At 69.8% G+C, this 22492-nt stretch carries 21 protein-coding genes and 2 tRNA genes; 19 read left to right on the forward strand and 4 right to left on the reverse strand.

Annotated elements, in window-relative coordinates:
- Window positions 1-7 precede the first annotated feature (7 nt).
- Genes LH076_RS01990 through LH076_RS02000 form a run of 3 tightly spaced genes read left to right on the forward strand, consistent with a single transcriptional unit; the run spans window position 8 to window position 5006 of the window.
- Window positions 8-2269, forward strand: coding sequence for a chemotaxis protein CheW (locus tag LH076_RS01990; protein WP_227782333.1), 2262 nt, complete (start codon window positions 8-10; stop codon window positions 2267-2269).
- Window positions 2269-2751, forward strand: a complete 483-nt coding sequence (locus LH076_RS01995; protein ID WP_227782334.1) for a chemotaxis protein CheW — start codon at window positions 2269-2271, stop codon at window positions 2749-2751. The genes LH076_RS01990 and LH076_RS01995 overlap by 1 nt, the downstream gene beginning before the upstream one ends.
- Window positions 2748-5006, forward strand: a complete 2259-nt coding sequence (locus tag LH076_RS02000) for a methyl-accepting chemotaxis protein (protein ID WP_227782335.1) — start codon at window positions 2748-2750, stop codon at window positions 5004-5006. The genes LH076_RS01995 and LH076_RS02000 overlap by 4 nt, the downstream gene beginning before the upstream one ends.
- A 158-nt stretch (window positions 5007-5164) precedes the next feature.
- On the opposite strand, the gene LH076_RS02005 is transcribed toward LH076_RS02000, so the two are convergent.
- Complete coding sequence (locus LH076_RS02005; protein WP_321573727.1) at window positions 5165-5863, reverse strand: response regulator transcription factor; 699 nt, start codon at window positions 5861-5863, stop codon at window positions 5165-5167.
- Between the two features lie 147 nt (window positions 5864-6010).
- Window positions 6011-6358, reverse strand: a complete 348-nt coding sequence (locus tag LH076_RS02010; RefSeq protein ID WP_227782337.1) for a hypothetical protein — start codon at window positions 6356-6358, stop codon at window positions 6011-6013.
- A gap of 163 nt (window positions 6359-6521) precedes the next feature.
- Between LH076_RS02010 and LH076_RS02015 the strand changes: the two genes are divergently transcribed.
- The 5 genes from LH076_RS02015 to LH076_RS02035 all read left to right on the forward strand — a co-directional run bounded on the left by LH076_RS02015 (window position 6522) and on the right by LH076_RS02035 (window position 9151).
- Window positions 6522-6594 (forward strand) — tRNA-Arg (locus LH076_RS02015).
- Between the two features lie 69 nt (window positions 6595-6663).
- Window positions 6664-7980 carry an LCP family protein gene (locus LH076_RS02020; protein ID WP_227782338.1) on the forward strand — a complete coding sequence of 439 codons (1317 nt, stop codon included), beginning with the start codon at window positions 6664-6666 and terminating at the stop codon, window positions 7978-7980.
- Window positions 7977-8162 carry a hypothetical protein gene (locus LH076_RS02025; protein ID WP_227782339.1) on the forward strand — a complete coding sequence of 62 codons (186 nt, stop codon included), beginning with the start codon at window positions 7977-7979 and terminating at the stop codon, window positions 8160-8162. Before LH076_RS02020 ends, LH076_RS02025 begins: the two co-directional genes overlap by 4 nt.
- Window positions 8163-8233: 71 nt before the next feature.
- Window positions 8234-8737: a hypothetical protein gene (locus LH076_RS02030; protein WP_227782340.1), complete on the forward strand. Its 504-nt coding sequence runs from the start codon at window positions 8234-8236 to the stop codon at window positions 8735-8737.
- A gap of 57 nt (window positions 8738-8794) precedes the next feature.
- On the forward strand, window positions 8795-9151 hold the full coding sequence (locus tag LH076_RS02035) for an MscL family protein (RefSeq protein ID WP_227782341.1): 357 nt from the start codon (window positions 8795-8797) through the stop codon (window positions 9149-9151).
- 1 nt (window position 9152) lies between these two features.
- On the opposite strand, the gene LH076_RS02040 is transcribed toward LH076_RS02035, so the two are convergent.
- Window positions 9153-9467 carry an FmdB family zinc ribbon protein gene (locus tag LH076_RS02040; RefSeq protein ID WP_227782342.1) on the reverse strand — a complete coding sequence of 105 codons (315 nt, stop codon included), beginning with the start codon at window positions 9465-9467 and terminating at the stop codon, window positions 9153-9155.
- Window positions 9468-9529: 62 nt separating this feature from the next.
- Window positions 9530-10111 carry a 5-formyltetrahydrofolate cyclo-ligase gene (locus tag LH076_RS02045; RefSeq protein WP_227782343.1) on the reverse strand — a complete coding sequence of 194 codons (582 nt, stop codon included), beginning with the start codon at window positions 10109-10111 and terminating at the stop codon, window positions 9530-9532.
- 23 nt (window positions 10112-10134) lie between these two features.
- Here LH076_RS02045 and LH076_RS02050 point away from each other — a divergent pair, with 23 nt between their 5' ends.
- From LH076_RS02050 to nrfD, 11 genes are all read left to right on the forward strand, one after another.
- Window positions 10135-11517, forward strand: a complete 1383-nt coding sequence (locus tag LH076_RS02050) for a UTP--glucose-1-phosphate uridylyltransferase (RefSeq protein WP_227782344.1) — start codon at window positions 10135-10137, stop codon at window positions 11515-11517.
- Entirely contained in the window at window positions 11510-12757 is a 1248-nt protein-coding gene (glp, locus tag LH076_RS02055; RefSeq protein ID WP_227782345.1) for a gephyrin-like molybdotransferase Glp, read from the forward strand. Before LH076_RS02050 ends, glp begins: the two co-directional genes overlap by 8 nt.
- Window positions 12750-13253 carry a cyclic pyranopterin monophosphate synthase MoaC gene (gene moaC, locus LH076_RS02060; RefSeq protein WP_227782346.1) on the forward strand — a complete coding sequence of 168 codons (504 nt, stop codon included), beginning with the start codon at window positions 12750-12752 and terminating at the stop codon, window positions 13251-13253. Before glp ends, moaC begins: the two co-directional genes overlap by 8 nt.
- Window positions 13241-13720, forward strand: coding sequence for a molybdenum cofactor biosynthesis protein B (locus tag LH076_RS02065; RefSeq protein WP_227782347.1), 480 nt, complete (start codon window positions 13241-13243; stop codon window positions 13718-13720). Before moaC ends, LH076_RS02065 begins: the two co-directional genes overlap by 13 nt.
- A 14-nt stretch (window positions 13721-13734) precedes the next feature.
- Window positions 13735-14340: a GNAT family N-acetyltransferase gene (locus LH076_RS02070; protein ID WP_227782348.1), complete on the forward strand. Its 606-nt coding sequence runs from the start codon at window positions 13735-13737 to the stop codon at window positions 14338-14340.
- A 19-nt stretch (window positions 14341-14359) separates the two neighbouring features.
- On the forward strand, window positions 14360-15271 hold the full coding sequence (locus LH076_RS02075; RefSeq protein ID WP_227782349.1) for a hypothetical protein: 912 nt from the start codon (window positions 14360-14362) through the stop codon (window positions 15269-15271).
- Window positions 15272-15317: 46 nt separating this feature from the next.
- Window positions 15318-15390: transfer RNA gene (locus tag LH076_RS02080), tRNA-Ala, on the forward strand.
- Window positions 15391-15512: 122 nt separating this feature from the next.
- On the forward strand, window positions 15513-17021 hold the full coding sequence (locus LH076_RS02085; RefSeq protein ID WP_227782350.1) for a hypothetical protein: 1509 nt from the start codon (window positions 15513-15515) through the stop codon (window positions 17019-17021).
- A gap of 69 nt (window positions 17022-17090) precedes the next feature.
- Window positions 17091-20396, forward strand: coding sequence for a formate dehydrogenase (gene fdh, locus LH076_RS02095; protein WP_265333829.1), 3306 nt, complete (start codon window positions 17091-17093; stop codon window positions 20394-20396).
- A complete protein-coding gene (locus LH076_RS02100; protein WP_227782353.1) occupies window positions 20396-21397 on the forward strand; it encodes a 4Fe-4S dicluster domain-containing protein in 1002 nt (333 codons plus the stop codon). Before fdh ends, LH076_RS02100 begins: the two co-directional genes overlap by 1 nt.
- Window positions 21394-22491, forward strand: a complete 1098-nt coding sequence (nrfD, locus tag LH076_RS02105) for an NrfD/PsrC family molybdoenzyme membrane anchor subunit (protein WP_227782354.1) — start codon at window positions 21394-21396, stop codon at window positions 22489-22491. The genes LH076_RS02100 and nrfD overlap by 4 nt, the downstream gene beginning before the upstream one ends.
- Window position 22492: the final 1 nt, after the last annotated feature.

The following is a 22492-nucleotide window of genomic DNA, read 5'->3' on the forward strand; positions in this document are numbered from 1 at the left end:
CGCCAACATGGACGACGACGCCGAGATCATCGCTGAGTTCCTCGTGGAGAGCCACGAGAACCTCGACCAGCTGGACCAAGACCTGGTCGACCTCGAGCAACACCCGGCAAGTCGGGAGCTCCTTTCGAGCATCTTCCGCACGATCCACACGATCAAGGGCACGTCGGGCTTCCTCGCCTTCGGCCGCCTCGAGCGGCTGACGCACGTCGGTGAGACGCTTCTCTCCAAGCTCCGCGACGGAGAGATGACGATCACCCCCGTCATCGGCGACGCCCTGCTCACCATGGTCGACACGGTCCGTGCGCTGCTCGACGTCATCGAGCGCACCGGCGCCGACAGCGACCCCGCGGTCGACGTCGACCCTGTGGCCGCACGGATTCAGGCGATCCTCGACGGTGAGGTCGACGTACGCGCCGGCGCCGTCGCCAGCGCGATAACTGCTGGTGAACCCGGTCGCTCCGCGGCTGAGGCGACCGATTCACCAGCAGTTAAGCCCGAGCCCGAGCCCGAGCCCGAGCCGGCCGAGCCCGACGCCGAGCCCGAGCCCGAGCCGGCCGAGCCCGCCGAGGCCGAGTGGGACGGCGTCGAGCGCCGCAGCGCGGAGCCCGCCGAGGAGGCCGACGGCAGCGAGCGCCGCAGCGCGGTCGACTCCAGCATCCGCGTCGACGTCGACCTGCTCGACAACCTGATGCAGCTGGTCGGTGAGCTCGTGCTGACCCGCAACCAGATCCTCCAGCGCGCCAACGGCAACGACGACGTCGAGCTCGTCCGAGCCTCGCAGCGCCTCGACCTCGTCGCCTCCGAGCTGCAGGAGAGCGTGATGAAGACGCGCATGCAGCCCATCGGCCAGGTCTGGTCGAAGATGCCGCGGATGGTGCGCGACCTGTCGCACCAGCTCGGCCGCGAGGTCGACCTCCAGATGGACGGGCACGAGACCGAGCTCGACCGCTCACTCCTCGAGGCACTCAAGGGCCCGCTGACCCACCTGGTCCGCAACTCCATGGACCACGGCATCGAGCTGCCCGCCGACCGCGTCGCCGCCGGCAAGCCGCGGATGGGCAAGCTCCTGCTCCGCGCTTTCCACGAGTCCGGCCAGGTCGTGGTCGAGATCACCGATGACGGCAAGGGCATCAACCCGCAGAAGATCGCGGACGTCGCCGTCGAGCGAGGCCTCATCACCCGCGACCAGGCCAGCCGGATGGACTCCAAGGAGATCGTCAACCTGATCTTCCGCCCCGGCTTCTCCACCGCCGCCGAGGTCACCAACGTCTCCGGGCGGGGTGTCGGCATGGACGTCGTCCGCACCAACATCGAGCGCATCGGCGGCTCCGTCGACGTCATCTCCGAGGTCGGCAAGGGCTCCACCGTCCGCGTCCGCATCCCGCTGACGCTCGCGATCATCCCGGCGCTCATCGTCGGTGAGGGCGAGGAGCGTTACGCGATCCCGCAGGCCAACCTCGTCGAGCTCGTCCGGATCGAGGGCGAGAACCTCGCCCGTGACGTAGAGGAGCTCGCCGGTGGTCCGGTCCTCCGCCTCCGCGGTCGACTGCTCCCGCTGGTCAGCCTCACCGAGGCGCTCGGCGGCCCCCGCCCCGAGACCGATGCCCTCACGGTGGTCGTCCTGCAGAGCGACGACATCCGCTTCGGCCTCTGCGTCTCCGAGGTGCACGACACCCAGGAGATCGTGGTCAAGCCGATCGGTCGCCAGCTCAAATCCCTGACGATGTACGCCGGCGCCGCGATCATGGGCGACGGCCGGGTCGCCCTGATCCTCGACGTCTCCGGTGTCGCCGACACGCAGAAGATCGGCGCGGTCCAGAGCGACCTCGTCGAGCCCAAGTCCAAGGACGACGACGCTGAGGGCATGGCGGCCCTACTCGTCCTCGAGGTCTCGGCGGGCCGCCGCGCCGCGCTGCCGCTCTCGTCGGTCGCCCGACTCGAGGAGTTCTCCCTCGACCGGATCGAGCGCTCCGGCGGCTTCGAGGTCGTCCAGTACCGCGACGGCATCCTGCCGCTCGTGCGCCTGGCCTCCGCGATCGGCCTGCCGGACACCTCCACCCACTCGGAGCAGCTGTCTGTCGTCGTACACGAGCTGGACAACCGCTCCGTGGGCATCGTCATCGACCGGGTGCTCGACGTCGTCGACACCCACATCGTCCCGACCGAGACCGGTCGCCGTCCCGGCGTGACGGGCTCGGCCATCGTCCAGGAGCACGTGACGGACCTCGTCGACCTCGAGGCCGTCGTCACCCGCGCAGGAGTGAACTGATGAGCACGGCCACCCACGACAGTCGGACGACCGTCAACCAGTACTGCTCGTTCTGGGTCGCCGGCCTCTTCTTCGGCGTCGACGTCGCCGAGGTCCAGGAGGTGCTCCGCACCCAGCCGATGACACCCGTCCCGCGCGCGAGTGAGGCCGTCCGCGGGCTGATCAACCTGCGCGGCCAGATCGTGACGGCCGTCGACATGCGGGTCCGCCTGGGCCTGCCGCCGCGTCCCGAGGGGACGCTGCCCATGAACGTGATCGTCCGTAGTCGAGGAGAAGTAGTGAGCCTCCTCGTCGACGACATCGGGGACGTGATCGACACCGCCGGTCTCGAGATCGAACCGGCGCCTTCCAACCTGCCCGAGAGCGTCAAGGAGGTCATCGACGGCGTACGACCGCTGCCCGAGGCCATCCTCCTCGTCCTCGACGCAGACCGTGCGGTCGACGTGACGACCGTGCCCGAACCCCCCGGAGGAAACCCATGACCGCGCTTGAGACGGAGCCGGCGGCGCCGGCCCCTCTGGGCGGGGCGCACGGCCTCAGCGCCGAGCTCTTCGCCTCCATGATGGAGAACTCGCCGACGAACATGATGTTCGCCGACCGTGACCTCGTCATCCGTTACATGAACTCCGCGTCCCTCGAGACGCTCCGCGGCCTGGAGGAGTTCCTCCCGGTCCGCGCCGACGATGTCGTCGGCAGCTCCCTCGACATCTTCCACAAGAACCCGAGTTACCAGCGCGGCATCCTCAAGAGCGCCAGCTCCCTGCCGCGGCGGGCCAACATCAACGTCGGCCCCGAGATCCTCGACCTGCTGGTCTCGCCGATCACCGACTCGCAGGGCCAGTACGTCGGCGCCATGGCGACCTGGGAGGTCGTCACGGAGAAGGTGCGTCTCGAGAACGAGATGGCCCAGGTCCGCTCGATGATGGACAACGCGCCGACGAACATGATGTTCGCCGACCGCGACTTCGTCATCACCTACATGAACCCCGCCTCGCTCACCACGCTCCGCAGCCTCGAGCAGTTCCTGCCCGTCAGGGCCGACGACGTCGTGGGCAGCTCCCTCGACATCTTCCACAAGACCCCGGCCTATCAGCGCGGGATCCTCGCGGACGCGAAGAACCTGCCGCGTCGCGCCAACATCCAGGTCGGCCCGGAGACGCTGGACCTCAACGTGTCGCCGATCACGGACAAGGACGGCAACCACATCGGTGCCATGGCCTCGTGGGAGGTCATCACCGACAAGCTCCGCATCGCGGCCGAGGCCGAAGACGCCCGTGCCAACACCGAGGCCGTCAACGCCGTCCTCGCAGCCATCGCCAGCGCCACCAACCCGGAGCAGGCCGTCCAGATCGCCCTCGACACGGTCCGTCGAGCCTTCGGCGTCGAGTACGGCTCGGCCGCGATCGTGAGGGACGGTGAGCTGGTCAACACGCTCGAGAGTGGCATGGTCTCGGCCGAGTTCAGCGCGGCCACCAAGGCCGCGCGGTTCCGCCGGGGCGTCGGCCTCGCGGGGCGTGCCTGGGAGCGCAACGACGTCTTCTTCTGCCCGGACATGTCCCAGTTGACCGACTGCGTCCGGCTCCCCGTCGCCCTGCGCGCCGGCGTGAAGTCCGGCGTCTCGTTCCCGGTCTCGGTCGAGGGTGAGGTCAAGGGCGTGATGGACTTCATCTCCACCCACGAGCTGGACTGGAGCCAGGCCCGGATCGACGCGTTGCGCAGCGTCGCCCGGATCGTCTCCGACACCGCCGCCAAGCTCGAGCGCGACGCGGCGGAGAAGGCCGCTGCCGAGGAGACCGCGACGAAGGTCGCCAAGCTCCTGAGCATGGTCGAGGCCGCGGCCGCCGGGGACCTGACGCAGACGGTCGACATCGACGGCGACGACAACGTCGGCCTCATGGCCGCCGGGCTGCGCAAGCTGCTCGACGCGCTCCGGGCCAGCATGGGGACCATCGGCCAGACGGCCGACGGCGTCTCCGTCGCTGCCGAGCAGCTGACGGTGCTGAGCGAGGGCATGGGCGAGGGCGCTTCCCTCACCTCCGACCGTGCCGCCTCGGCCTCGTCCGCCTCGGTCCAGGTCAGCGCCTCCATCCAGACCGTCGCCACGGCGGCCGAGGAGATGACGGCCTCGATCCGCGAGATCGCGAAGAACGCCACCGAGGCCGCCTCGGTCGCCACCGCTGCGGTCACCGTCGCCTCCGAGGCCCAGGGCACCGTCGCCTCGCTCGGTGAGTCGAGCGCGGAGATCGGGCAGGTCATCAAGGTGATCACCTCGATCGCCCAGCAGACCAACCTGCTGGCCCTCAACGCGACCATCGAGGCCGCCCGTGCCGGAGACGCCGGCAAGGGCTTCGCGGTCGTCGCCAACGAGGTCAAGGAGCTCGCCAAGGAGACCGCCAAGGCCACCGAGGAGATCGGCCAGAAGATCGAGGCCATCCAGAGCGACACGGCCGGTGCCGTCGGTGCCATCAGTCGGATCACCGAGGTCATCGCCAAGATCAACGACATCCAGACCACGATCGCCTCGGCGGTCGAGGAGCAGACCGCGACCACCAACGAGATCGCTCGTTCGGTGACCGAGGCTGCCGCCGGTGCCAACGGCATCGCCGAGGACGTCACCCAGGTGGCCTCCGCGGCCTCCGAGACGCGTCAGGGTGCACAGAACACCCTGTCGTCCGCCACCGAGCTCACCACGATGGCAGGAGAGCTCAAGAGCCTGGTCGGGCAGTTCAAGCTCTGAGCCGGCCTGCCACACAGACCCACAGAGCCCCCGGGAGATCGCTGCTCCCGGGGGCTCTGTGCCTTTCCCGCAGATGCCTCGTCTGCGGCACACCGGAGGCGAGAAATCACCACGGCCGGCATCCCCGAGAGGATGCCGGCCGTGGTGGCGGAGATGGGTCAGCGGATGAGTTCGCTGAGCAGGCCTGCGCGGGAGCCGACCCGCTGCTGCGGTACGGCGACACCCGACTGGTCACCGCGGAGCTTGAGTGCCAGCACGGCCGCCTGGGTGCGGTGCTGCACGCCGAGACGGGCCAGGAGGCCGGTGACGTGGTTCTTGACCGTCTTTTCCGCGAGGAAGAGCCTCTCGGCGATCTGCCGGTTGGTGAGGCCCTCGGCGATGAGGAAGAGGATCTTCGACTGCTGCGGCGTGAGGTCGGCCATCAGGTCGAGGGTGCGGCGGTGGAACTGCACCTGCTGCACCACCCGGGCCGCGACGGCAGGGTCGATCAGGCTGTGGCCGGACGCGATCAGGCGCACCCCGCTGACCAGCGAGTTGCCCTCGATCTGCTTGAGCACGAAGCCGGCCGCACCCGCGAGGATCGCGGCGGAGATCGCGTTGTCGTCGTCGTACGACGTCAGGATCAGAGCCTTGATGTCCGGGTTCGAGGCGCGGACCTCACGGCACACATCGATGCCGGAGCCGTCCGGCAGATTCGCGTCGAGCACACAGACGTCCGGCTTCGCCGCCAGGATCGCGGGGAGTGCACCGGCGGCCGTGTCGGCTTCCCCGACGACCTCGATGTCTCCTTCGGATTCCAGCAGGCTCTTGACGCCCCGACGCACGATTTCGTGGTCGTCCACGAGAAATACGCGCACGTTCCCTCCCTGTCCCATGGGTGCATCATCGGCAGGTAGGACGAAAGTCGCAGCATTTCCGACAGCGAAGCGCGGAAAATGTGCGGCCGGTGCCACGCATGGCCCAGGTGGGCTATGCGGCCCCGGTCGGTCCCGGGTCGGTCCTGGTCAGAGCTGGGCGCGCGCGAGGCGCGTCTCGAGGAACTGCCGCGAGGCGCGCAGGTGCCCGAGCAGGTCCAGGAGGTCGTGGCGCTGCAACGGGCCACCCGTCGGCTGGCGGACGCGGTCGGCGACCTCGTCGGCCTCCAGCCGGACGCCGAGCTCGAGACGGTAGAGCGTGTCTGCGATCTCGAAGTCCACATCGGCGACCGTGGCCACCCAGTGGAAGTCGTCGTCGCTGAGGATGACCTGCTCACCGCGCTCCAGGCCACGTGTCAGCATGGTCTCGCTGTGACGCGCCACCACCGAACGACTGCGCCGACTGAAGTCACTGAGCGCAACTGTCAGGATCTCCATGACTTTCCCTCCCCGAGCGGGCTCCCTGTGCCGCCTTCTACCCCTCCAACGAGCCGGCAAACGCGACGCTACGAAACTCGGGACCAAGGTCCCAAGGGTCCTCGGTGAGGCCGATTCGGACTGCCGCGGCCGATGCGAGAGGATGGGCCGACGCAACGCCGTCGCCCCAGTAGCTCAGTGGATAGAGCAGCCGCCTCCTAAGCGAAAGGTCGCCAGTTCGACTCTGGCCTGGGGCACAGTCTCCGCCTCCCGGGAGCTCTCGTCGCTTTGGGTGTTTCTCAGGGACCGGCGGCAGAATGGGGAGGGTGACCGAGGTGGAGGATCGCGCTGACGCTGCGCCGCGCGACCCGCGCGTCGCGGTGCGACCGACCTCGCGCACCGGGCGGGGCAAGCGCCGGGCCAGGACCCGCCGGCGGCACACCGTCGCCAAGGTGCTGCTCTCCACGCTGGTGGTGCTCGCCCTCATCTCCGCCATGTCGGTGGCCTACTTCTACCGCCACCTCAACGGCAACCTGAACCGCATCGACGTCACTGACGACATCCTCAGTGCACGCCCGACGAAGCCGGCGGACGTCGGCCCGAAGGGCCCGATCAACATCCTCGTGATGGGCACCGACACCCGCGACTGCGACGGCTGCAACATCGACGGGCTCAACGGCGAGGGAGGCTCGGACACGACGATCCTGTTGCACCTGTCGGCCGACCGGAAGTCGGCGTACGGCGTCTCCATCCCGCGCGACTCGCTCGTCGACCGGCCCGCGTGCAAGGACAAGGACGACAAGTCCGTCATCCACCCGGCCGCGACGCAGCAGATGTGGAACGCGGCCTACGCGATCGGCGGAGAGGCCTGCACGATCGCCCAGTTCGAGCAGAACACCCACATCAAGGTCGACCACTTCGTGTCGGTCAACTTCGGCAGCTTCAAGAACATGGTCGACGCGGTGGGCGGCGTCGAGGTCTGCGTCCCGGAGGACATCCACTCCGAGGAGTACGGCATCTTCATCAAGAAGGGGACGCGCAAGATCTCCGGCAAGGCGGCGCTGGCCTACGTACGCGTCCGCCACGGCATCGGGGACGGCTCCGACATCGGCCGCGTGAAGCGCCAACAGGCCTTCATCGGGGCGATGGTCAGCCAGGTCCTCTCCGCGGACACGCTGGCGAATCCCATCAAGGTGACGCGCTTCCTCGACGCGGCGACCAAGTCCCTCACCCTCGACATGGACATCACACAGCTCGCGAAGCTGGCGCTGCAGTTCAAGGGTGTCGGCAGCAGTGGCATCCGGTTCATCACCATCCCGTGGGAGCCCCCGTCGTGGGATCCGAACCGCGTCGTCTGGAAGCCGGAGGCCGCGGAGGTGTGGCGCAAGCTGCTCCACGACAAGCAGCTTCCCGCCGACCTGACGACTGACGCGATCAGCGTCAACCACCTTCCCGGACAGAGCGCAAGCCCCACGCCGACGCCGTCGGAGTCGCCCTCCACGTCGCCCTCGGAGAGCCCGTCCAGCAGCCCGTCGGAGAGTAGCTCCGCGACGTCGAGCCCTTCTCCGTCGCCGACGCTCGAGGCCAACGGCCGCACGGCGGAGGAGAACAAGGCGCTCGAGAACGCCGGTCTCTGCACATGAGCGACGCCTCCGCCCGTACGCCGACGCCCGAGCCGGAGTGGAAGCGCCGGCGTCGCCTCGCCGAGATCTTCGGGGACGTCCTCCCCGAGACCACCTCCGACGATCGTGAGCAGCCGCGCGAGCAGCGTGGTTCCGACCAGTGGCTCAAGGAGCAGAAGCCGCCCCACCACGGCAACGTCTGAGAGCCCCTGACCGCTCCGGCCCTGTGGACAACCCCGGACGCTGAGCGAGGATCCGACCTAGCCTCGCGGCCATGGTTTCTCGGGACTCGCTCCACCGGCGCCTGCGCCGGCTCGTGCTCGGCCACCGGCGACTCCTGGCCGGGCTGCTCGCGGCTGTCGCGGTCGGCGCCGGCCTGCAGGTGCTGCGACCGCCTCAGCCTGAGCCATCGGTGGTCGAGGCGCCGCCGGCCTCCCTGGGCGCCCGCCTCGGCGCGGCCCATCCCGGCCTGGTCCCCATTCCGGTGCGGCTGCCCGACGCCGGCATGGCCGACCTGCTGGAGCCGGGGGACAGGCTGACCGTCCTCGCCACGGACACCTCGGGAGCAGGCGACGCGACATCGGCCGGGACCGTGGCCGTTGCTGACGACGTACTGGTGCTGGACGTGCCACGATCGGGGTCATCGACGAGTGCAGAAAACGGCGTCATGGACTCGGCCGCAGGACGTCTCGTCATCATCGGAGTCGAGGCGAGTGCCGTCGGACCGGTGACCAATGCCGCGGTGAGGAGTGTTCTCACCTTCAGCTGGGATCACTAGGTTCGACCTGCTCGGGGGTCTCCGGAACCCACATCACTGGATCACAGGAGAACAGCTATGAATGGCTTCAAGAAGTTCCTGCTGCAGGGCGACCTGGTGTCGCTGGCCGTCGCCTTCGTCATCGGCGGTGCCTTCGCGACGGTCGTCAAGGCCATGGTGACGGTCATCATGGACCTGGTCGGCAAGGCCGGCGGTACGCCTGACTTCTCGTCCTACCACCCGGGTGGCGTCCACGTCGGGGCGCTGATCACCGCGCTCATCGCGTTCGTCGTCCTGGCGGCGATCGTGTACTTCGCCATCGTGGCGCCCTACACGAAGGCCAAGGAGCGCTTCTTCCCCGAGCCGGAGCCGGGCGCCACCGAGCTCGACGTGCTCAACGAGATCCGCGACCTGCTGGCCGCCAAGAACGTCTGAGTCAGTCGCTCGACGACGACGAGGTCGTCGATGACGAGGACGCTGCCGCGCCCGCTCCCGCGCTGGGGGCGGGCGTCGTGCTTGCGCCGGCCTTGTCGGAGCTGCCCGAGCCGTTCGAGCTTCCGGAGTCGGCTGAGGAGCTGCGTGAGTCGTTGCGGTAGAAGCCGCTGCCCTTGAAGACGACGCCGACGGCGTTGTAGAGCTTGCGCAGCCGGCCCGAGCACTGCGGGCACTCGGTGAGTGAGGCCTCGGAGAAGCTCTGCACCTGCTCGAATGCGTGGCCACACTCGGTGCAGGCGTACTGGTAGGTCGGCACGGTCACTCCTTCAGGGATCAGGCTTGGCACTCAGGCGTTGCGAGTGCCAAGAATATAGACGCTCAGGAGAAGAGCGTGATTCCCGAGGGCGTGAGCGCGCCGGTCACGGGCCGGTCGTGCACCTCGGTCGGTACGTCGACCCCGACCTCCTCCGGATAGAGCACGATCCACACGTCGGTCCCAGGCGTCACGCGGGCGAGCGCCCGGTCGTAGGAGCCGCCACCGCGACCGAGTCGCTCGCCGGTCCTCGAGACGGCCAGGCCGGGAACGAGGACGAGGTCGGCGCCCACGACCGCCTCGGGGCCGAGCAGCGGACCGTCCGGCTCGAGCAGCCCGCGGCGAGCGGGGACCAGTCGCCCGGTGTGGACCGCCCACTCGAGGTCGTTGTCCGGCAGCAGCACCGGAAGGATCACGCGCTTGCCGGCGAGCAGCAGGGCGTCGAGCAGGTGACCGGTGCCCGGCTCGGAGCCGATGGAGACGTAGGCGGCCACGGTCGCGGCCCGGCGTACGACCGGATGCGCCATCGCCACACTGCTCAGGTCGCGCGCGGATCGGCCGATCTGCACGAGGGAGTGGCGGTTGCGGGAGGTGAGTAACTGGTCACGTAACGCCGTTTTTCCAGCGCTCGGTTCCCACTTGCTCACGACAGCACCCTACGATCGCCCCTATGGGTAGCGCAGGGCTGCAGCAGGCCACCGCCAAGATGCGGGAGGCGGGCGTGGACAAGGTCGCGATTGAGACCTTTGCCCACTATTACCGCCTGTTGGAGCACGGTGAGACCGGGATGATTCCGGAATCGTCCATTGAGCCCCTCGACATGCCGGCCTTGGCCGATGTCGAGGTCGATGACGCAGCCGCGGTCGACGCGCTGCGTGCCACGGTGGTGATCAAGCTCAACGGTGGTCTAGGGACCTCGATGGGCATGGACCGCGCCAAGTCGCTGCTCTGTGTGCGCAAGGGCCTCTCCTTCCTGGACGTGACCGCACGGCAGATCCTGCACCTGCGCCAAGCCCACCAGGCGCCCCTGCCGATCCTCTTCATGAACTCCTTCCGCACCACCGGCGACACCCTCGCCGCGCTGGCGCGGTACACCGAGCTGCCCGTGGAGGGCCTGCCGCTGGAGTTCCTGCAGAACATGGAGCCCAAGCTCCTGGAGTCCGACCTCACGCCGGTGGAGTGGCCCAAGGACCCGACCCAGGAGTGGTGTCCGCCCGGTCACGGTGACCTCTACACCGCCCTGCGGGGCACCGGCCTGCTCGACCAGCTCATCGACGAGGGCTTCCGTTACGTCTTCGTCTCCAACTCCGACAACCTCGGTGCCACCCCGGACCCCAAGGTCGCGGGCTGGTTCGCCGGCAGCGGCGCCCCGTTCGCGATCGAGGCCGTCAAGCGCACCCCGAGCGACCGCAAGGGCGGTCACTTCGCCCGCCGGAAGTCCGACGGCCGGATCGTGCTGCGCGAGACCGCGCAGACGCTGCCCGAGGACCGCTCCGCGCTGGCCAACCTGGACAAGCACCGCTTCATGTCCACCAACAACCTCTGGTTCGACCTCGTCGCGATGCGGGACACCCTCGACGCCCGCGGCGGGATCCTCGGCCTGCCGCTCATCCGCAACGTGAAGAACGTCGACCCCGCCGACCCCAAGAGCCCGAAGGTCGTGCAGATCGAGACCGCCATGGGTGCCGCGATCGAGGTCTTCGAGGGCGCCACCCTGATCGAGGTCGGCCGCAACCGGTTCGTCCCGGTCAAGACCACCAACGACCTCCTCGTGCTCCGCTCCGACGTCTACGACATGGGCGCCGACTTCGTCCTGGACCAGACCGTGGAGGAGATCCCCTACATCGACCTCGACGACAACTACTACAAGCTCGTCTCCGAGTTCGAGAAGCGGTTCCCCGACGGCACCCCCTCGCTGAAGAAGGCCAACGCCCTCAAGGTCAAGGGCGACTTCACCTTCGGACGCGGCGTCCAGGTCATCGGCGAGGTCGAGCTCAGCGGCGCCGGCGCACAACGGGTCGACCCCGACTCGGTACTGTCGTCTGGTGCCTGACACCTCCCCGCTCTCGGTCGAGGAGTACCGCGACAAGGTCCTGGCCGACCTGACCCCGCTCGCGGCCTATCCGATGCCGCTGCTCGAGACCCTGGGTCTCGCGGCCGCGACGGACGTGACCGCGCTCGTCTCGCTGCCCGGCTTCGACAACTCCTCGATGGACGGATACGCCGTGGCATGGCGCGACGTCGCCACTGCCTCGGAGGGGTCGCCCGTCGTGCTACCCGTGGTCGGCGAGAACGCCGCGGGTGCCGCCACGCTCCTCGCACTCCCGCCCAGGGCCGCCGGCAAGATCATGACCGGGGCGCCGCTGCCGGTCGGTGCAGACACCGTCGTGCCCTACGAGTGGACCGATCGAGGTGTCGCCTCGGTGACGATCACCCAGGCCCCGTCGGGACAGGGTCAGCACGTGCGGCGTGAGGGTGACGACGTACGCCGGGACGACCTGATCCTCTCCGCCGGCACGATCCTGGGGCCGCGCCAGCTCGGGCTCCTCGCGGCGACCGGCCATGCGTCGGTGCCCGCCCGTCCGCGGCCGCGTGTGGTCGTGCTCTCGACGGGCAGCGAGCTGCGTGAGCCGGGCAGGCCGCTGGGCCCTGACTCGATCCACGACTCGAACTCGTTCCTCCTCGCGGCTGCGGCCAAGGCGGCCGGTGCGATCGCCTACCGCGTCGGGATCGTCCCCGACGAGCCCGACGCCTTCCTCGAGGCGCTCGACGACCAGCTGGTGCGGGCGGATCTCGTGGTCACGTCCGGCGGGGTGTCGGCAGGTGACTACGACGTCGTCAAGGAGGCGCTCGCGCCCCGCGGCGTCTGGTTCGGCCCGGTCGCCATGCAGCCCGGCAAGCCCCAGGGGTTCGGGTACGTCGGCGCCGACCGCGAGGACCCCGTGCCCGTCTTCGCGCTGCCCGGCAATCCCGTCTCCGCCTACGTCTCCTTCCAGCTCTTCGTCCGCCCCGCGCTGCGGCGGCTGATGGGCGTCTACCCCGAGGCGCCGACCACGGCGACCGCGCGGCTCACCGAGCCGGTCAGTTCGATGCCGGGGCGTCGTCAGTTCCTGCGCGGCGTGCTCGGCAGTGACGCCGCAGACGGCCCTGGCCGGACCGTCTCGGTCGCCGGCGGCGCGGCCTCCCACCTCCTCGGTGACCTTGCCGTCGCCACCTGCCTGATCGTGATCCCCGAAGAGGTGACCGCACTGCCCGAGGGCGCCGAGGTGGAGGTGCTGGCCTTCGATGACTGACACGCCGAATGGGCCCTCGGTCACGCCCGAAAGGGGCCTTACGCACCTTGACGAGACCGGCGCCGCCCGAATGGTGGACGTGACGGCGAAGGACGTCACCGATCGGAGCGCCGTGGCCACCGGACGGGTGCTCGTGTCGGCCGAGGTCGTGGCACTCCTCCGCGGCGAGGGCGTGCCCAAGGGTGATGCCCTCGGGGTCGCCCGGATCGCCGGCATCATGGGCGCCAAGCGCACCCCCGAGCTGGTCCCGCTCTGCCACCCGCTCGCGATCAGCGGAGTCAGCGTCGACATGAAGGTGCTCGACGACGCCGTCGCGATCACCGCGACCGTCCGCACCACCGATCGGACGGGCGTCGAGATGGAGGCGCTCACCGCCGTCTCCGTCGCCGCGCTCACCGTCGTCGACATGGTGAAGGCGGTCGACAAGGGCGCGGTCATCACCGACATCCGGGTCGAGTCCAAGACGGGCGGCAAGAGCGGCTCATGGCAGCGCTGAAGGCCGGAGTCGTCGTCGCGTCCAACCGCGCGGCCGCCGGGATCTATGAGGACGTCACCGGTCCGCTGATCGTCGACTTCCTTGCAGGGATGGGCTTCTCGGTGTCACCGGCCGCCGTCGTGCCGGACGGTCAGCCGGTGGGACAGGCGATCTCGACGTACGTCATGCAGGGTGCGCGGCTCGTCCTCACCACGGGTGGCACCGGCCTGACGCCGACCGACGAGACACCCGAGGTCACCCGACCGTTGCTCGACCGCGAGGTGCCCGGCATCGCCGAGGCGATCCGTGCCGCAGGCATCGCGAAGGGCGTGCCGAGCGCGATGCTGTCGCGGGGCGTGGCCGGCACGATCGGTGACTGTCTGGTCGTGAACCTTCCCGGGTCGCGCGGGGGAGTGAGCGACGCGCTCGAGACCCTGCGTCCGGTGCTCGAGCATGCCCTCGCCCAGATCCTCGGCAGCGACCACTGAGCCGCGACGACCCGATGACCACCCCCAAGCTCTGGCCTGCGACCCTGCACTCAGGCGAGGTCGCCGTCCGGCCGCTGGCGATGCGCGACGGCATGGCGTGGGCGACCGCGCGCCGTCGTAGCGCCGCCTGGCTCGCGCCCTGGGATGCGACCGTCCCGCCCGGCGGCGACGCGCGTCCTGCCACCTTCGCCGCCCTCGTACGCCGACAGCGCAGGGCTGCACGCCGCGGCACCACCCTGCCCTTCGCCGTCGACGTCGACGGCCGCTTCGCCGGTCAGGTGACGGTCTCCAACATCGTGCGCGGCTCGGCGATGTTCGCCTCGGTCGGTTACTGGATCGACGTCTCCTTCGCCGGACGCGGTGTGATGCCACGCGCGGTGGCGCTCGTGATCGACCACTGCTTCGCGGCCGGGCTGCACCGGATCGAGGTGTCGATCCGACCCGAGAACGCCAACTCGCTGCGCATCGTGGAGAAGCTCGAGATCGGGCAGGTCGGCTACTCGCCGCGCTACCTGCACATCGACGGCGAGTGGCGGGACCACATGAACTTCGCCATCACGCGCGAGGAATGGCCGCCGGGTGGCCTCATCGGGCGTGTCGAGTCACACCAGTCACACTGATCGCACTTAATCTCAATGCGTGGACCCCAGCGCGTTGATCTTCGTCGCCCTCGCCGTGGCGTGGGCCGCCTACCTCATCCCGAAGGCGCTCGAGCATCACGATGCCGGCGCCCGGACCCGCACGGTCACCACCTTCTCCGAGCGGATCCGTGTTCTCGCGCGCCGTGAGGCGATCAGTCGCCGCAAGTCCGCGCTCGTCCCGGCCACGCCGCCCAGCGCTCCGGGCAGCATGCCCGCCAAAGCGGTCGAGCCGGCTGCCGCCCACACTCCCGAGGTCACCGACGAGAAGCCGGTCGAGGTCATCGTCGAGGAGATCCTCCTGGACTCCCTGCTCGAGACCACCCAGTCCGGTCGGCTGCACCTGCCCAGTGGCGGCCAGGCGAAGCGCCCACCGATCTCAGCCGCCCGCCGCCGTCGCCGTGTCCTCGGCGTCCTGATCTTCCTCTTCGCCGCCACCGCCGCCACCGCTGCCGGCCAGGTCATCAGTTGGGCATGGCTGGCCGTTCCCGCAGCCGTCATCGTCGCCTGGCTCGTCGCCTGCCGCCTGATGGTGAGGAACGAGCGAAAGGGCGCTCGCTCACCCGGGAAGGGCCGCTCGCTCACCGCCGGGTCCGGGCCTGCTCACACGGAGGAGGAGTCCGCCGCGCTGACCGTCGCCGTGCTGGAGGCCGACGCCACCACCGACATCCCGGTCATCACCGAGCCCCTCGCCGACGGCACCTGGGAGCCCGTGCAGGCTCCGCTGCCGACGTACGTCACCAAGACCGCGGCCCCGCGCCGGACGGTGACCATCGACCTGGACTCCACCGGCGTGTGGACCTCGGGCCGTACCGAGGCCGACTCCGCGTTGGCCCGCGAGGCCGACGCGGTCCGCGCAGCAGCGGTGACAAGCGCCGAGCAGGCCACCCAGCGCCGCGCGAGTGGAGCCTGATTTCAGCTCCACAAAGGCCCGGTGCTAGCCTCATCCACGCACTCGCGGGGGTATGGCGCAGCTGGTAGCGCGCTTCGTTCGCATCGAAGAGGCCAGGGGTTCGAATCCCCTTACCTCCACGCGATGAGTGAAGGCCGGATCCGATCCATCGGATCCGGCCTTCGTCGTCCGTAAGGTGCGCTGGGCCGCTCCGGTGTGACGGTCAGGTTGCCGCCATGTCCGTCGACGTAACGTCGAAGGCGTGCTTGCCGGCGTACGACCTCCGATCCGACTCCTCGTCGGGCTCGCCTGCCTCGGCACGCTCGCGCTCCATCTGCTGTACGTCGACGGGCCGCTGCTCTCCGACGAGGGCGGCTTCGCGATGGTGGCGCGGTGGTGGTCCGACGGGGGCGGGCAGCTCTACGGCTCGCAGTGGGTGGACCGGCCGCCGGGACTGATCGCGGTCTTCCGGATCGCCGACCTGCTCGGCTCCCACGGCGTCCGCGTCATGGCGGGCATCGTCGCGGCGTGCTTCGTGCTCGTGGCGGCGTGGGCCGGCTGGGCGGTGCGTGGTCCGAAGGCCGCGGCCTGGGCCGCCTGGACGGCGTTCTTCCTGATGAACACGCCGCTCACCGAGACCTTCGCGCTCAACGGCGAGCTGGTCGCAGCGACCTGGACGATGACCGCGGTCGCCGCAGGGCTGCATGCGGTCCGTGGCACCGCGGTGAACCGATGGGCCGTGGTGCTGGGGTTCGTGGCAGGTGCGGCCTCGGCCGCCGCCGTCCTCACGAAGCAGAACTTCGTCGATGCGGCCGTCTTCCTCGGCGTCCTCGGCCTCGCCGAGCTGTACGTCGGACGGCGGCAGGTGGAGCGGCGCCGGCGGCTCGCTGTCGTCGCGGCCTCGGTGCTCGTGGGGCTGCTCGTGCCCACCGTGGTCGCGCTCGTCTGGGCGCGCGCCAACGGCGGCATCCACGACCTCGTCTTCGCGATGTACGGATTCCGCGTCGACGCCGCGAGCGTCCTCACGCGCTGGTCCGACGCCGACCAGGACCAGCGCATGTCCGAGCTGGTCTGGCTCGCGCTGGGCAGTGGGATCATCACGCTCCTCGGCGCGCTGATCGTCGCCGGACGGCGCTCGATCAACCTCCGCTCGCCCCTCTTCCTCGCGGCCGCCGCTGCAGGCCTGGCTGAGCTCGTCGGGGTGCTGCTGGGCGGCAGCTACTGGCCGCACTACCTCATCGGCATCTCGCCGATGATGACCCTCGCTGCCGGCACCCTGGCCGTCCAGCGCGGGCGGGCCCGTCGCTTCGTGCGGCTCTTCGTCATCGCGCCGGTCGTCGTGACGCTCGGCGTGACACCGGCCGCCGCTGAGGAGCTGACCGAGGTCAACACGATCGAGGCGACCGGCTACTGGCTCCATGCCGCCGCAGAGCCGGCGGACTCCCTGGTCGTGCTCTACACACATCCCAACGTCATCGCGGCCTCCGGCCTCCGCCCCGCGTACCCCTACTCGTGGAGCCTTCCGCTGCGCACGCTCGATCCGCAACTGACGCTGCTCGCGGCCACGCTCCGCGATCCGGTCAAGGCGCCGACGTGGGTCGTGGGCTGGGACGGCCTGCACGATTGGGGCCTGGACGCCGACCACCAGGTCGAGACGTCCCTCGTCACCGACTACGCGCGCGTCGCCACCGTCTGCGGCCATCCGATCTGGCTGCGGCGCGGCCTCGCCCGCCCCCTGCCCGCGTGGCACTGTCGTCCGCCTGGGAGATGAGCGTTCAGGATCCCCGTCGCATGCTCGCGCCTCGACCGCGGTCGGGGGTGCAGAGCTACGCTGTGGTCCATGGCCGCCTGGAGTCCTCTCGAGTGGCCCGTCTTCCGCCAGGCGAAGTCGGGTGACCGCTTCGGGCGCGGCCCCGCCGTCCAGTCGGCGCACACCAGGAAGATCGTTCCGCGCACCGCCACTGCCGACCGTGTCGTACAGAGCGTGTGTCCCTTCTGTGCGGTGGGCTGCGGCCAGCGGGTCTACGTCAAGGACGAGAAGGTCATCCAGATCGAGGGCGACCCGGACTCGCCCATCTCGCGTGGCCGACTGTGCCCCAAGGGGTCGGCCAGCGAGCAACTGGTCAACGCCCCGGGCCGCATCACCGAGGTCCTCTACCGTCGGCCGCACGCCACCGAGTGGGAGCGCCTCGACCTCGAGACCGCCACCGACATGATCGCCGACCGCTTCATCGAGAGCCGCCGCAACGGTTGGCAGGAGCGCGACGAGAAGGACCGGCTGCTGCGGCGCACGATGGCCATCGCCTCACTCGGCGGAGCCACGCTCGACAACGAAGAGAACTACCTGATCAAGAAGCTCTTCACCGCGGCCGGCGCGATCCAGATCGAGAACCAGGCTCGTATTTGACACTCCGCCACGGTTCCCGGTCTGGGAGCCTCCTTCGGACGCGGTGGTGCCACACAGCCGTTGCAGGACATGGCCAACGCTGACTGCATCGTGCTGCAGGGCGGGAACATGGCCGAGGCACACCCGGTGGGCTTCCAGTGGGTGGCGGAGGCCAAGGCGCGCGGTGCCAAGGTCATCCACGTCGACCCGCGCTTCACCCGAACGGGTGCCGTCGCCGACAAGCACATCCCGATCCGGGCCGGCTCCGACGTCGTCCTCCTGGGTGCGCTGATCAACCACGTGATCACGAACGACCTCTGGTTCAAGGAGTACGTCGTCGCCTACACCAACGCCGCGACGCTGATCAACGGGGAGTTCCGCGACACCGAGGACCTGCACGGCCTCTTCTCGGGCTACGACCCGGAGACGGGGCAGTACGACCTCAGTACGTGGGCGTACGACCACCCCGACACCGAGGGCCCGGGCACGGGGCCGCTGGGCGGGGACGCCGAGTCCGGCAAGAGCAGGGCCGACCGCGCGGCCGGCGACGCGTACGGCAGCGGTGGTCCCGCGCTCCAGGGCCGAGAGGTCCTGCGCGACGAGACCCTTCAGCATCCCCGCACCGTCTTCCAGATCCTGAAGCGACACTTCTCGCGCTACACGCCGGAGATGGTCCAGGACCTGTGTGGGATCAGTGCCGAGGACTTCGACTACCTCGCCCGGGCGGTCACCGAGAACTCAGGACGCGAGCGCACCACCTGCTTCGGCTACGCCACCGGCTGGACGCAGCACACGTTCGGGGCGCAGTTCATCCGCACGGCGTCGATCCTGCAGCTGCTGCTGGGCAACATGGGTCGCCCCGGTGGCGGGGTCATGGCGCTGCGCGGCCACGCCAGCATCCAGGGCTCCACCGACATCCCGACGTTGTTCAATCTGCTGCCCGGCTACCTGCCGATGCCCAAGGCCGGCGCGCACGACACGCTGGCGGAGTACATCGCGGCGATCGGGTCGAGCAACGTGAAGGGCTTCTGGGCCAACTCCGACGCCTACACGGTGAGTCTGCTCAAGGCATGGTGGGGAGACGCTGCCACGGCGGAGAACGACTGGGCCTACGACTATCTGCCCCGGCTGACCGGCGCGCACGGCACCTACCAGACCGTGCTCGGCATGCTGGCCGACGAGGTGGAGGGGTACTTCGTCCTCGGACAGAACCCTGCGGTGGGCTCGGCCAACGGGCGGATGCAGCGCCTGGGCATGGCCCACCTGAAGTGGCTCGTGGTGCGTGACTTCAGCATGATCGAGTCGGCCACTTGGTGGAAGGAGGGCCCCGAGATCGACTCCGGCGAGCTCCGCACGGAGGACATCGGGACCGAGGTCTTCTTCATGCCCGCCGCGACGCATGTGGAGAAGGCCGGCTCCTTCACTCAGACCCAGCGACTCGTGCAGTGGCGTCATCAGGCGCTCGCCCCGCCGGGGGAGTGCCAGAGCGAGCTCGAGTTCTTCTACCGGCTCGGCCAGCGCATCCGGGAGAAGCTGGCGGGCTCCACCGACGAACGTGACCGGCCCCTGCTCGACCTGACCTGGGACTATCCCCTGGACGAGCACGGCGAGCCTGATCCCGTCTCCGTCGTCGCGGAGATCAACGGCTGGAACCTCACCGGGCCGGACGCCGGCAAGGCCGTCTCCGCCTACACCGAGCTCAAGGCCGACGGCACCACGGCCAGCGGCTGCTGGCTCTACGCCGGCATCTACGCCGACGGGGTCAACCAGTCCGCGAACCGCGCCCCCGGCGGGGGACCCGGACCGATCGCCGCCGACTGGGGCTGGGCCTGGCCCGCCAACCGGCGACTGCTCTACAACCGTGCCTCGGCGGACCCGGACGGCAAGCCCTGGAGCGAGCGCAAGAGGTTCCTCTGGTGGGACGAGGAGCAGGGGCGCTGGGTCGGCGACGACGTACCGGATTTCCCGGTCGACCTCGCGCCGCACACCCGGCCGCCCGCCGGGGTCGGTGGCCCCGAGGGGCTGGCAGGCGACGACCCGTTCATCATGCAGGCCGACGGCAAGGGCTGGCTCTTCGCGCCGAAGGGCCTGGTCGACGGGCCGCTGCCCACGCACTACGAGCCGCACGAGTCCCCGGTGAAGAACTCGCTCTATCCGCAGCAGCAGAGCCCGAACCGGATGATCATCGCCCGTGAGGACAACTTCGGCGCCCCGAGTGCCGGGGAGGCCGGGGTGACGGTGTACCCCTACGTCTTCACCACCTACCGGCTCACCGAGCACCACACCGCGGGCGGCATGAGCCGGTGGCTCCCCTACCTCTCGGAGCTGCAGCCGGAGATGTTCTGCGAGATCTCGCCACAGCTCGCCGAGGAGCGGGGCCTGGAGAACGGCGGATGGGCGACGCTGATCTCGCCTCGGGCCGCGATCGAGGCCCGAGTCTTGGTGACGGACCGGATGCGTACGCTGACGATCAACGGACGCGACGTCCAGCAGATCGGGTTGCCCTATCACTGGGGCGTCGGCTCGCACGCCGTCGTCAGCGGCGACGCGGCCAACGATCTGCTCGGCGTCTTCCTCGACCCCAATACCCAGATCCAGGAGTCCAAGGTGGCCTCCTGCGACATCATCGCCGGCCGTCGACCCACGGGGCAGGCACTGCTCGACCTGGTGCGCGAGTACCAGGAACGCGCGGGCATCACGGTGGAGACCGACAACCAGCGCCTCACCCGGCCCGACCTCGACGAACCCCGGAGGACCTGATGGGACAACTCAGCGGCCCGACCGACCCGTCGGCAGACGCACACTGGACGCTCGAGAGGCCGCGCAAGGGCTTCTTCACCGACACGTCAATCTGTATCGGCTGCAAGGCGTGCGAGGTGGCGTGCAAGGAGTGGAACCGCAACCCGCGCGACGGCGACCTCGAGCTCACGGCGATGTCGTATGACAACACCGTCTCGCTCGGAGCGAGCACCTGGCGTCACGTCGCCTTCATCGAGCAGGACCGGGCGCGGATCGAGGAGGCTCGGGAGACAGGCCGAGCCCTGGTCGATCTCGGCATGCCCTCGATGCCGGGCGCCGCGGCCACGGCCGTCCTCCCGGAGACGGTCGACACCACCCCGCCCGACACCCCCGAGTTCCGCTGGCTGATGGCCTCGGACGTCTGCAAGCACTGCACCCACGCCGGCTGCCTCGACGTCTGTCCCACGGGGGCCCTCTTCCGGACCGAGTTCGGCACCGTCGTCATTCAGGACGACGTCTGCAACGGCTGCGGCACCTGCGTGGCGGGCTGCCCGTTCGGGGTCGTCGAACGTCGCGCCGACGGCACGGCCGCGCCGACCACGCAGCGCGGTGAGAAGAAGGGCGAGCAGCCCGACGTGCCCAAGCGCGGCGTCGCACAGAAGTGCACGCTCTGCTACGACCGGCTGCTCGATGACGAGACCCCGGCCTGCGCCAAGACGTGTCCGACGACCTCGATCAAGTTCGGGGACCACGACGAGCTTGTCGCCGATGCCAAGGAGCGGGTCGCCCAGCTCCATGCCCAGGGCCTCACCGAGGCACGGCTCTACGGCGCCAACGAGAACGACGGCGTCGGGGGCACCGGCTCGGTGTTCCTGCTGCTCGACGAGCCTGAGGTCTATGGCCTGCCGCCGGACCCGAGAGTCTGCACGGCCGACCTGATGACGATGTACAAGCGGGCGGGCATCGCTGCGGCAGGCATGCTCGCCGCTGCCGCGATCTCGTTCCTGGGAGGACGCCGATGACCACCTCAGAGTTCGACTCGTTCCGGCCTCCGGAGCCGCCTCGCCGCAAGCGGCGACGGGCGGTCGGCCAAGGACGCCGCCCGGGCCAGCACCACGGCGGCGACGGCAGCCGCGAGGTCTTCATGGTCCCGGACGTCGAGTTCACCTCCTACTACGGCCGGCCTGTCGTGAAACCGCCGCCGTGGGGTCACGAGGTGGCGGCGTACCTCTTCCTCGGGGGTGTCGCCGGCGGCTCCGGGCTGATCGCGGCGGGCGCCCAGCTCACCAAGCGGCCCCTCCTGCGCCGCAACGCGCGGCTCGCCTCCATGGGCGCGGTCGGCCTCGGCGGCATCGCGCTGGTGGCTGACCTCGGCCGCCCCGACCGGTTCTACAACATGCTGCGGACCTTCAAGGTCACCTCGCCGATGAGCGTCGGCTCCTGGATCCTGAGTGCCTACAGCGGCGGCCTCGCCCTGACCGTGGCCAACGAGGTGGACCGGATGCTCGGCGAGCGACTGCCGCTCGGTCCGCTGCGGCGGCTGCTGCGTCTCCTCGAGGGGCCGGCGGGCCTGCAGGCGGCGGCCTTCGCACCGCCGCTGGCGGTGTACACGGCGGTGCTGCTGGCCGACACCGCCGTACCCACGTGGAACGCCACCCACCGTGACCTGCCGTTCGTGTTCGTCAGCTCGGCGAGCCTGGCCGCGGCCGGGATGGCGATGATCACGACGCCGACCGCCGAGACCGGGCCGGCGCGGACCCTGGCGGTGCTCGGTGTCGCGGGCGACCTCACCGCGATGAAACTCATGGAGCGGCGGATGGACCCGGTCGCCGCCGAGCCCCTGCACCACGGCCACCCGGGCACCATGCTGCGGTGGAGCGAGCGGCTTGCGGTCGCCGGCGCGATCGGCACCCTGGTCGGCGGACGGTGGCGGCCCACCGCGATCCTCTCCGGGGCAGCCCTGATGGCGGCGTCGGCCCTCACCCGTTTCGGCGTCTTCGAGGCGGGCATCCACTCGGCCAAGGACCCGCGCTACACGATCGAGCCGCAGAAGCGTCGCCTCGCCGCCCGTCGGGCGGCCGGTCAGACCGGCGACTCCATCACCACGGCGGGCTAGG

The organism is Nocardioides sp. Kera G14, assembly GCF_020715565.1.
Classification (GTDB): domain Bacteria; phylum Actinomycetota; class Actinomycetes; order Propionibacteriales; family Nocardioidaceae; genus Nocardioides.

Coding starts and splice junctions, on each gene's coding strand:
- LH076_RS01990 (WP_227782333.1), top strand. CDS start 8: ATGGACGACGACGCCGAGATCATCGCTGAGTTCCTCGTGGAGAGCCAC.
- LH076_RS01995 (WP_227782334.1), top strand. CDS start 2,269: ATGAGCACGGCCACCCACGACAGTCGGACGACCGTCAACCAGTACTGC.
- LH076_RS02000 (WP_227782335.1), top strand. CDS start 2,748: ATGACCGCGCTTGAGACGGAGCCGGCGGCGCCGGCCCCTCTGGGCGGG.
- LH076_RS02010 (WP_227782337.1), bottom strand. CDS start 6,358: ATGGAGATCCTGACAGTTGCGCTCAGTGACTTCAGTCGGCGCAGTCGT.
- LH076_RS02025 (WP_227782339.1), top strand. CDS start 7,977: ATGAGCGACGCCTCCGCCCGTACGCCGACGCCCGAGCCGGAGTGGAAG.
- LH076_RS02030 (WP_227782340.1), top strand. CDS start 8,234: ATGGTTTCTCGGGACTCGCTCCACCGGCGCCTGCGCCGGCTCGTGCTC.
- LH076_RS02035 (WP_227782341.1), top strand. CDS start 8,795: ATGAATGGCTTCAAGAAGTTCCTGCTGCAGGGCGACCTGGTGTCGCTG.
- LH076_RS02050 (WP_227782344.1), top strand. CDS start 10,135: ATGGGTAGCGCAGGGCTGCAGCAGGCCACCGCCAAGATGCGGGAGGCG.
- moaC (WP_227782346.1), top strand. CDS start 12,750: ATGACTGACACGCCGAATGGGCCCTCGGTCACGCCCGAAAGGGGCCTT.
- LH076_RS02065 (WP_227782347.1), top strand. CDS start 13,241: ATGGCAGCGCTGAAGGCCGGAGTCGTCGTCGCGTCCAACCGCGCGGCC.
- LH076_RS02070 (WP_227782348.1), top strand. CDS start 13,735: ATGACCACCCCCAAGCTCTGGCCTGCGACCCTGCACTCAGGCGAGGTC.
- LH076_RS02100 (WP_227782353.1), top strand. CDS start 20,396: ATGGGACAACTCAGCGGCCCGACCGACCCGTCGGCAGACGCACACTGG.
- nrfD (WP_227782354.1), top strand. CDS start 21,394: ATGACCACCTCAGAGTTCGACTCGTTCCGGCCTCCGGAGCCGCCTCGC.